8 protein-coding genes are annotated in these 9,576 nt (G+C 65.6%); 2 read left to right on the top strand and 6 right to left on the bottom strand.

Annotated features, from left to right (window positions below):
- Positions 1 to 194: 194 nt before the first annotated feature.
- Positions 195 to 1,673 (top strand): lipopolysaccharide biosynthesis protein, encoded by a 1,479-nt coding sequence (locus ACT53K_RS11305; RefSeq protein ID WP_476228734.1) that lies wholly within the window; start codon positions 195 to 197, stop codon positions 1,671 to 1,673.
- Between the two features lie 6 nt (positions 1,674 to 1,679).
- Here the strand turns inward: ACT53K_RS11305 and ACT53K_RS11300 are convergent, their stop codons facing one another.
- Positions 1,680 to 2,108: a CBS domain-containing protein gene (locus tag ACT53K_RS11300; protein WP_476228733.1), complete on the bottom strand. Its 429-nt coding sequence runs from the start codon at positions 2,106 to 2,108 to the stop codon at positions 1,680 to 1,682.
- Positions 2,109 to 2,182: 74 nt separating this feature from the next.
- Here ACT53K_RS11300 and ACT53K_RS11295 point away from each other — a divergent pair, with 74 nt between their 5' ends.
- Positions 2,183 to 2,479, top strand: coding sequence for a hypothetical protein (locus ACT53K_RS11295; protein ID WP_476228732.1), 297 nt, complete (start codon positions 2,183 to 2,185; stop codon positions 2,477 to 2,479).
- A gap of 3 nt (positions 2,480 to 2,482) precedes the next feature.
- Here ACT53K_RS11295 and ACT53K_RS11290 read toward each other — a convergent pair whose 3' ends face one another.
- The 5 genes from ACT53K_RS11290 to ACT53K_RS11270 all read right to left on the bottom strand — a co-directional run bounded on the left by ACT53K_RS11290 (position 2,483) and on the right by ACT53K_RS11270 (position 9,448).
- Entirely contained in the window at positions 2,483 to 4,036 is a 1,554-nt protein-coding gene (locus tag ACT53K_RS11290) for a DUF4139 domain-containing protein (protein ID WP_476228731.1), read from the bottom strand.
- A 4-nt stretch (positions 4,037 to 4,040) separates the two neighbouring features.
- Positions 4,041 to 5,438: a DUF4139 domain-containing protein gene (locus ACT53K_RS11285; protein ID WP_476228730.1), complete on the bottom strand. Its 1,398-nt coding sequence runs from the start codon at positions 5,436 to 5,438 to the stop codon at positions 4,041 to 4,043.
- Between the two features lie 95 nt (positions 5,439 to 5,533).
- Positions 5,534 to 6,217 (bottom strand): Fe2+-dependent dioxygenase, encoded by a 684-nt coding sequence (locus ACT53K_RS11280; protein ID WP_476228729.1) that lies wholly within the window; start codon positions 6,215 to 6,217, stop codon positions 5,534 to 5,536.
- The gene (locus tag ACT53K_RS11275; protein ID WP_476228728.1) at positions 6,211 to 6,909 is read right to left on the bottom strand and encodes a tetratricopeptide repeat protein; all 699 of its coding nucleotides are present in this window, start codon (positions 6,907 to 6,909) and stop codon (positions 6,211 to 6,213) included. Before ACT53K_RS11275 ends, ACT53K_RS11280 begins: the two co-directional genes overlap by 7 nt.
- Before the next feature lie 4 nt (positions 6,910 to 6,913).
- Positions 6,914 to 9,448: a TonB-dependent receptor gene (locus ACT53K_RS11270; RefSeq protein WP_476228727.1), complete on the bottom strand. Its 2,535-nt coding sequence runs from the start codon at positions 9,446 to 9,448 to the stop codon at positions 6,914 to 6,916.
- Positions 9,449 to 9,576: the final 128 nt, after the last annotated feature.

Genomic DNA, 9,576 nt, shown 5'->3' with positions numbered 1-9,576 from the left:
CGCTGCGCCTGATTTTCGGTGACCGCCGCGCCGTCCAGTGAAGTGCACCGCGTCGGTGGAGCGGCTTCTATGCGGGGCTTTTGATTCGGTCAACACCGATTTGAAACTTTCTGTCTTTTTTTTGAAACCGCCCCCGAAACCCGCAGAAAACCGCGCTTTACGGCTTCTCAACGGGTCTCGGGCATACCCGCAATGTGACCGAAACCACTGCCCCGAGCCCGAATCAGCCCGTCGAATCGCTGCGCGAACAGGTGCGCAGCGCCGTCATCTGGCGTTCGGGCACCCAGATTCTGGGCCAGATGCTCACCTGGGCATCGACCTTCCTCGTGATCCGGATCCTCAACCCCGCCGATTATGGCTTGTTCGCAATGACGCAGGTGATTCTCGTCCTGCTCAACATGCTGAACGGCTATGGGCTGGCGAGTGCACTGATCCAGCGCGGCGATGCGGACACCCACGCCCAGCGCCAGCTGTTCGGCATGTTGCTGCTGCTCAACGGCGGCCTGGCTGCGATACAGGTGATCGCCGCGCCGCTTGCGGCCGCCTATTATCGCCAGCCGATCGTCGCCGAACTGCTGCGCGTGCAGGCGCTGCTCTATCTGGCAACGCCGTTCATCGCGCTTCCCTATGCGCTGCTCGCGCGGACGATGGACTTCCGCAAACAGGCGCAGGTCAATTTCGTGTCCGCGCTGGTCGGCGCCTGCACCGCGCTGACCGGTGCTTTATCGGGCTGGGAGATGTGGACGCTGGTCGCCGCGCCGATCGCGCTGTTCGCGACGCGCGCGATCGGTATGACGATCGCGGCACGTTCGCTGATGTGGCCGAGCTTCGATTTCCGCGGCGCCGGCGACATTGCCCGCTATGGCGGGGTGATGGCAGCGGGGCAGATTTTCTGGTTCCTGCAGAGTCAGGCCGATGTGTTCATCGCCGGCCGCATGTTCGATCCGCACACGCTGGGCATCTATACGACCAGCCTGTTCCTCACCCAGATCTTCGTATCCAAGTTCGTGCCGCCGCTGAACGAAGTGGCTTTCTCGGCCTATGCGCGGATCAAGACCGACCGCGCCGCCGTGGCATCCGCCTTTGTGAAGGGTGCGCGGCTGATCATGCTCGTGGCGATGCCCTTCTATCTGGGGCTTGCAGCGACGGCCGAACCACTGGTCGCCGTCGTGCTCGGGCCGAAATGGATGCAGGCGGTGCCGATCGTCCATTGGCTGGCGCTGGCGATGCCGATGATGACGCTGCAGATTCTGTTCGCCCCGGCGAGCGACGCCTGCGGGCGCCCCGGGATCAGCGCGCGCAACGGCGCCACCGGGGCCTTGCTGCTGCCGATCGCCTTTCTCGTCGGGGTGCATTGGGGATTGATGGGGCTGGTGGCGGCATGGTTCGCCGCTTACCCCTTCTACCTCGCGATTTCGGCGCACCGGACCCTGCCGGTGATCGGCGTGCGGCTGGCAATGCTGGTCGAGGCGCTCGCCCCGCCCGTGCTGGCCGCAGCGGCGATGGCGCTGCTTGTCACCATGGTCGATCACGTGCTGCCGCCGCTCCACCCGCTGCCGCGGCTGGCGCTGCTCGTGACGACGGGCGGCGTCAGCTATGGCGGGCTGCTGCTCGTCTTCGCCCGGCCGGCACTGACCGAAGCGGTTGCGCTGGTGCGCCGGCGCGGGCGCTGAGACGATTCAGGCCGCCTGGATATAGGCGCGCATCGCATCGGCTTCCGACTCGATCCGCTCGATCCGGTACTTCACCAGATCGCCGATCGACACGAAGCCGATGCACGCCTCGCTCTCCACCACCGGCAGATGGCGGATGCGTCGCCGCGTCATCAGCGCCAATGCGCCGAGCACGGTTTCCTCGGGACCGACGGTGATCGCCGGGGCAGTCATCACTGCGGATACCGGCTTGTCGAGCGCGCCGGCGCCCTCCCGCTCAAGGCAGTAGATCACGTCGCGTTCGGAAAAGATCCCGGCCACCTCGCCGCGATCGATTACCGGCACGGCACCGATCCGCCGTGTCGCGAGCAGCGCTATCGCTTCTCTTACGCTGTTGTTGGCGGCGATCGACACCACGTCGCGCCCTTTGCCTGCCAGGATTGCCGCGATGGTCATCGCATTCTCTCCTCAAACGGCTGTGCTATTTTTTGGGCGTTGTTTGTCCCACGATTCGTCCCCAATTGCAAAGCATGGAGCAGCGCACCGGCCTCGACGATCCCGATTATGCCGCCTTTGCCTGGGGGCGGTTCCGCCGCATCCTCGGCTGGATGGCAGTGGTGGCGGTGCTGGCCGCGCTGGCGGCCGAATATTGGCTCTACTGGTCGATGAGCGAGCTGTACCTTTTCACTGCCATCGCGACCTTTTTCGGCGTGTTCCTGACGGTGATGATGGCGGCGGCACTGATGGGGCTGATGTTCCTCAGCTCGGGCAGCGGCCATGACGCGCAGGTCGAAGACCCGCTGAAGGGCGAAGTCGACCTCGACTGAGGCTCAGCGGTCGACCTTCAGCGACAGGGTCAGCGTGGCAGTGGCGTTGGCGGGAATCGTGACGGCCCAGGTCTTCACGCCCTTGCGCTCGACCAGCTTCGCGCTGGCGGTGGCTCCGCGATAGGGGATCGGCAGTTCGAACGTGACGGGCCGGTCATAGGCATTGCTGACCGTGATCCGGCAGCTCGGGCGGTTGTGCGAGGTTGGCAGCGCGGTAACGGTGTAACGCACATCGCTCGCCGTGCCGGGGAGAAACTCGACGTCTTCGCCGATGGCCCGATCCGTCAGGTTGCTTTCGCCGATCAGCAGCGACTGGTCGCCATGCGGCGCGAACAGCGCAACCTTGCCGGCGGGCAGCGGCAGGCCAAGTCCCTCGGCGGTCTTGTTCTCGGCGCGCAGCACCAGCGTGGCGGCGCGCGCCGTGGGGTGCTGGTCGGCGGCATAGGGAAAGGACCAGAATTCGCCGCGATAGATATGCGCGACTTTCACCCGTTCGCGGTGGAGCATCGCGACCTGCTTGGTCGAAAGGGCGGCGACCGTCACCGGTTCGGGGACGCGATAGAGCTTGAGGTCGCCCAGATCCTCCTGCTCGGCCATCATCACGGGCGCGGCAAGCCCCTTCGCACGCATACCGGTTACGACGATCTCCATTGACGCCGCGGGTGCGGGGGGAGGCGACGGGGCCATCCCCATCTCCGCTGGTGCGGGGATGCCGCTGGACATGTCGCTTGTGGTCCCCATCGGCCAGCATTGCAGATGCAGTTCAGGTTCCGGCCCGGACGGCAGTTGCGCCGAGCGCCCCTTGTTCGGCTTGCCCGCCACGGCGGCGGTGTGGGCGTCGGCAAAGCCCTGTGAACCGCCATTCTTCACCGTCAGCCAGGCGAACAGGTCGAGCGTGTCGCCATCGGGCGCGAGTTCGGCGACATAATTGGCCGACCAGTCGAAGCCCTGCGCCAGATAGGAAAGCTGCACCGTCACCGTCTGCGGGGTGGCGCTGTCGGTCGTCACCGACAGGGTGGGCTTGGCGGCAAGATCGGTGGGCGGGCCCGGATAGCGGATCGCCTCGGGCACGCCGGAACAGCCCAGCGCCTCCACGCCCTCTGCCGTAGTCAGCACGACTGCGTCTGCGGGTCCGGACTGGATCACGCCTTCGCGCTCGGTCACCTTGCCGGTAGCGGGATCGGTACGGCGCACCGTCACCCGCCGTTTGAGATAGGCATCCACCAGCGCGTCCGGCGACAACAGCTGCGCGTCCCGGTTCTTCTCCCCCACGCCGCGCGGCAGGCCGGTGACGATCGCGGTTTCCGGCATCATCCCTTCGGACACGCCGACGAAGCGGATCACCGAACTGCCGGCGGGAAGCGTGATCGTCCGTGTCTCGGTAACCAGCGCATAGCCGCCAGGCCAATAGCGCGACATCGGCCGGTCGCCGCGATCGGGGTCGCGATAGAGCGTCACCGCCACGCTGTCGGGCTTTTCCGACATGACCAGCGCCTGCGCGGCCGCCGGCGCGGCGGCGAGCAGCGCGGTCAGGGCAAGAGCGATGCGCGCCAGCATTGGATCAGTAGCGCGTATCGAACACCACGGTCACCGATGCCTTGCCATTGGCGGGCACCGGCACCTTCCACTCCATCCGCTCCGCCGAGACTCGCTCGCCGGTCAGGCTCTGGCTGGTGATGCGGACATCGCCCCACAGACCGTTCTGCGCGAGATCGACCGTCACCGGCTCGGATCGGGCATTGGTGAAGTCATAGCGCATCGTGGTCGTCCAGCGGCGGCTCGACTCGCGCTTGCGCTCGACCACCGTCGCCTTGCCCTTCACGTCGAACGCATCACCGGTACGGATCGCCATGGCCGATCCCATCGGCGCGGCATCCACCCGGCTCTCACCGATGAACTGCGGCTCGCCGCGCTTGTCACGCATATAGACGCGGATCGTGCCCGAGGGCAGCTGATCGCCCAGCCCGCCGTTCCGGGATGTCGAGAATTTAAGCACGCTCGCGGCGCTGCGAAACGCATCCTCGCTCGCCAGCCAGCCATTGACCCATTCATAGGCCTTGCGCGCTGGCGCGCCCTTCACGTCGAGGAAGCTGACCTGCTTCTGCTGGGCATTGGCGATCGTAGTGCGGTGACCGAGCGGATAGAGATAATAGTCGCCCAGTCGTTCGCGGGTGCCGGTCTCGGTCCCCGCCTCGTCGATCGTATCGTCCCCGCCCTGGCCGAACTGCGGCATTTCCCGCCGCCCGCCGCCGTTGTTGGGCCTGCCTGCCACCAGCAGCACATCGGCGTTGCGATAAGTGGTGCCGGTGTTGTTGGTCAGCGTGATCCAGCCCTGCATGTCGATCGCGCCCCTGGCTTCGTCGAACAGCATCACATAGTCGCTGGTCCAGCCGAGCCCCGGCGTCAGATAGCTGAGCGAGGCCGGCACGCGACCGCCCTTCGCCACCTGCAGCGTCACCGACAGGGTCGGGCGGGCGCGGAGATTTTCAGGCACCTTGTCGAAGATCACGCGGACCGGCAGGCCGTCGTCGCGCAGCACTTCGATCCGGTTGCCGATCTGTAGCACGACGCCGTCATTGGCCGCCAGAACCCGCGCCTGTTCGCGCGTCTCCGCACCCGTCGCGGGATTGGTACGGACGATGGTGATGACCGATCCGACCGCCTTTTCCATCAGCTTCTCGGGCGAGAGCAGATCGTAATCGAAATTCTGTTCGACAATGCCGATGCCGGGGCCGGACAGCGTCACCGTCTCGGGGCGGATCTGCGCCGAGACATCGGGAAATTCCTGGCGGGTGCGGCCGGCGGCCAGGTCGAGCTGGCGCACATCCTGCACCAGCGACTGGCCGTTCTGGTAGATGGTGATTGCCAGGTCGCCCTGTGCGCTCTGGTCGGGGGCAGGGATTTCCTGCGCCTGCGCTGCCAGCGGGCATGCCGCAACAAGCCACATCAGATGCCGCATCACCATCCTCCCCCTTGGTTGGTCGAATCCCATGTAGCAGGTTGAAGGCCCTGCAACAGCGCTATTTTCCCGTGCCGTTTGCGACGGGCGCCGGCCTAGGCATCCGCCCAGCGGCGCAACAGATTGTGATAGACGGCGGTCAGCTCCACCACCTGCGCATGCCCCTGCCCCAGTTGCCCGGCGAGCGACTGGATCGACCGGTCGAGGTCGAGCAGGATGCGCCGCTCGCCATCATCGCGCACCATCGACTGCAGCCAGAAAAAGCTCGCCACCCGCGCCCCGCGCGTGACCGGCGTCACCTGATGCAGGCTGGACGAGGGATAGAGCACCGCATGACCGGCGGGCAGCTTGACCAACTGGCCGCCGAACAGCCCGTCGATCACCAGCTCGCCGCCGTCATACGCTTCGGGCGGTTCAAGAAAGACCGTCATCGACAGGTCGGAGCGGATGCGAAAATCGCTGCCACGCTGGATGCGGATGGCGTTGTCGACATGCGTGCCGAAAGTCTGGCCACCGGTGTAGCGGTTGAACAGCGGCGGAAACACCTTGAGCGGCAGCGCGGCGGCGACGAACAGCGGCGAGCGCGCCAGCGCATCGAGGATGATCGCGCCCGCCTGGCGATGCGCCTCGCTCCCTTCGGGCAGTTGTTCGTTGCGCTTGGCGAGTGCCGATTGCGCGCCGGAGGTGACGTTACCGTCTACCCACTCGGCCGCATCGATAATGGCGCGGACCTGCACGACTTCCTGCGCGCTCAGCAGGTCGGGAATGGCGATCAGCAAAGATGTGTCTCCAGTTCGGGCCAGGGCGAGGCCCGCAGCCATGTCCGCCCTTTTTCAAGAAATACCGGCGTGGCCGTTTCGCGACAGCGCGCCAGCCAGTGCCCGGCGGCGTCTATTTCGCCCGCCTGCGCCAGCATCCGCGCATGGTTGAAGGCGCCACGAAAATCGCCCCCCTCTGCCGCGCGCGCATAACATTCGGCCGCCTTCGCCATTTCCTGCGGCACCACCCAGCCATCTTCGTGGAAGCTGCCGACATAGTTGATGGCCTTGGCATTGCCCATTGCGGCGGCCTTTTCAAACCAGGCAAGCGCGGCGGCCTTGTCCTCGGTCAAGCCCTCGCCCAGCGCCAGCGCGGTGGCGTAATTATACATGCCCCAGTCGAGCCCGCGTTCGGCAGCGACGCGGAAGCATTCGGCAGCGCGAACCTTGTCCACCGCCACGCCCCAGCCGAGGTCGTAACAACGCCCCAGCATGTTGAGCGCCATCAGATGGCCGCCACGGGCGGCGCGCTCGAACCAGCCGAACGCCTCGTGTGCGCGCCCCTCGTCCAGCAGCATCTGGCCCCATACGGCCTGCGCCTCGCTGACGCCGGCCTCTGCGCCTTCGCGAATGAGCGCCGCCCGCGCCTCCGGCGAACCAGAGAGGCGGGCGGCGATTTCCTCGGCCGTCAGAGTGTCGAGCGCAGGGGCCAAGGGATCAGAACTTCACATTGATGGTCGCCAGCGCCGAACGGCCCGGCGCGATGGTTGCGTAGTGCGACGTATAGGCCTGAGTGTAATAGGTCTTGTCGGTCAGGTTCTGGACGTTGACGCTCAGCTGGATACGCGGCGTGATGTCGTAGCCCATACGCGCGTCGAAGCGCCAATAGGACGGCACCGAGCGAAGCAGCACGATCGTCGCCGGGCTCACCGTGACGACGCCGTTCGCATCCTGCGTTGCGGCGCGGTTATCCTGATACCCGCCATAGACGCGGCTGGTGTAGAAGGCGCCGCCGCCCAGCGTGAGCCGGTGTACCGGCTTCAGATCGGCCCACAGGGTGAAGCTGTCTTTTGCGGTCTGCGTCGCCTGACGACCGGTGTTGACCGAAGGCACCAGCACCGTCTTGGCCTTCTGGTTCCCCACTGCGGGCGCAGTCAGCGCCGTGAAGCCGCCATCGACGATCACCGGATCGAGATGGGTATAGCCGCCAAACACGCTCAGCCACTTGGTAATGTTGCCGTTGAAGGTCAGCTCGACACCGCGAATGCGCCGCTTGCCGACGAACTGGACGGTGTTGTCCGCGCCGGTGACACGGGCATTGTCGGTATCCGTCTGGAACAGCGCGGCGCCCAGCGCCAACTGGTCCTGGAACAGGCTGGCCTTGGCCCCGACCTCGTACGACTTGGTCTTCTCGACCTTCAGACTGTCGAGCAGCGCGGCGGCGCTGGGGGTGGTGCCCAGCGTATTGGCATCCTGCCCCTCGCCCAGCAGGCTGTTCGGCGGCGTCGCGGCAGTGGCGTAGCTGGCGTACAGGCTGGTGTTCGCGGTCGGCTTGAACACCAGACCGGCCTGGCCGTTGACCAGATCGTCCGTGCGGCTGAGCGAGAAGGTGCTGGTGGCGTTCGCCGCCTGACCGGGCGTCACCTTCGACGTGAAATGGTCGTAGCGCAGGCCCAGATTCAGGATCAGCTGCGGGAGCAGCGTGATCGAATCGAAGCCATAGACCGACACGGTATGTGCCTCGTTCTGCGTCTCCTCGATCGGCAGCGAGCGGACGATCGGCGACGGCGTGGTGGACGTATCGCTGGCATAGTTGACCCAGGGATCGTTCGGGTTCGCGCTGAACACGCTGGCGCAATAATAGCGCGCGATCGTCGCCGCGTTGCAGCGGGGGCTGGTCTGGCTGCCGGTGGAGAGGATTTCGGTGCCGGCGCTGTTGAGATAGCCGCGCGTGACAAAGGTGCCGCGCCGCGCCTTCTCCCAGCTGATCTCGGTACCGACCGAGAAGCTGTGCTTCACCGATCCCGTTTCGACAGTGCCGTACAGGTCCGTCTGGTTGGTCAGGTTCTGGGTATAGCCATAGCGGGTATTCGCGCGGCGCCAGACATAACCGCCGGTCAGGACATCGCCGCGCGCGCCCGCCGGACCGCTCGTCGGATTGGCGGTGGCGGTGCCATAGACATTGCCGGTGCTGTCGTCCGGCAGCGTGTAGATATAGGCCTGGTCGGTATAGGTGTAGCGCGCGGTGTTGCGCAGCGTGACGCCGCCAAAGTCATGCTCATAGCGCATCGTCGCCTGATGCGTTTTGGCGTCGCGGAAGTCGCGGCTGGTAACGCCGTAGAAGCGGTTTCGCGAGACATTGCCCGATACGCCCCCGATGGTCGTGAAATTGCCAACCACCGGCTCGTTGAGGATGGTGCCGGTGCCCGGCGCATTGGCCAGCGTGTAGCGGAACGGGATGCCGCTGTCGGGCATCTCGTGGCTTTCGAGATAATAATAGGCGACGGTCAGCCGGTTTTCGGTGCCCATGCCCAGCGTGACCGATGGCGCGATGCCCCAGCGCCGCTGCCAGATCGAATCGCGCCCCGCGACATCCTGATCGTGCCACAGCGCGGCGACGCGAACGCCGATCCGGTCGGTGACGTTCTGGTTCACGTCGAGCGTGAAACGGCGATAGTCGGCAGTGCCATAGCTGGCGGAGGCGGCCATGAAGTTGCCGGCGAGCGGCAGCTTGGAAATGATGTTGATCGAACCGCCTGCGCTACCACGGCCGCCGAGCGTCGAATCCGAACCGCGCACGATCTGCACCTGTTCGGTCGCGAAGACTTCGCGCGTCTGCGACGAGGTATCGCGCACGCCGTCGACGAACATCGATCCCTGGCTGTCGAAGCCGCGGATGAACGGCCTGTCGCCGATCGGATTGCCGCCTTCCGCAGCACCGAAGGTGATGCCGGGCACGGTGCGCAGCGCATCGGCAAGCGACGCGGAGGCGGTTTGCTGGATCACGTCTTCCGAAAGGACCACCACCGATCGCGGCGTGTTGACGACGCGCGCAGTCGCTTTCGGTCCGACCAGTTCTTTCGCCCGGGTTCCAGTGACGACCACCTGCTGGCGGTCCTGATCGTCCGCGCCCGAGTCTTTCTTGCCGTCAGCGTCCGCATGGGCGGGCGCGGAGGCGACGAAACCCACACAGGCGAGTGCGAGGAATGCGGGAACACGAGGCGAGAATGGCTCGGAACGCAGCTGTACCAAGGAGAGACCCCCAAAGATTGTTGTTGGACGCCTCGCTATTGCGACTTGTTCGCAGAGTCAACGCTAATGCGAGCGGTTTGCAAAAATCGTCAGCGGAAGGAGCTTTTTTGCGTTTTTGGTTCGTGATA

The organism is Sphingomonas sp. DMC8, from assembly GCF_056314185.1.
The sequence above is the reverse complement of the archived record's forward strand: the minus strand, read 5'-3'. Positions and strand labels throughout refer to the sequence as shown.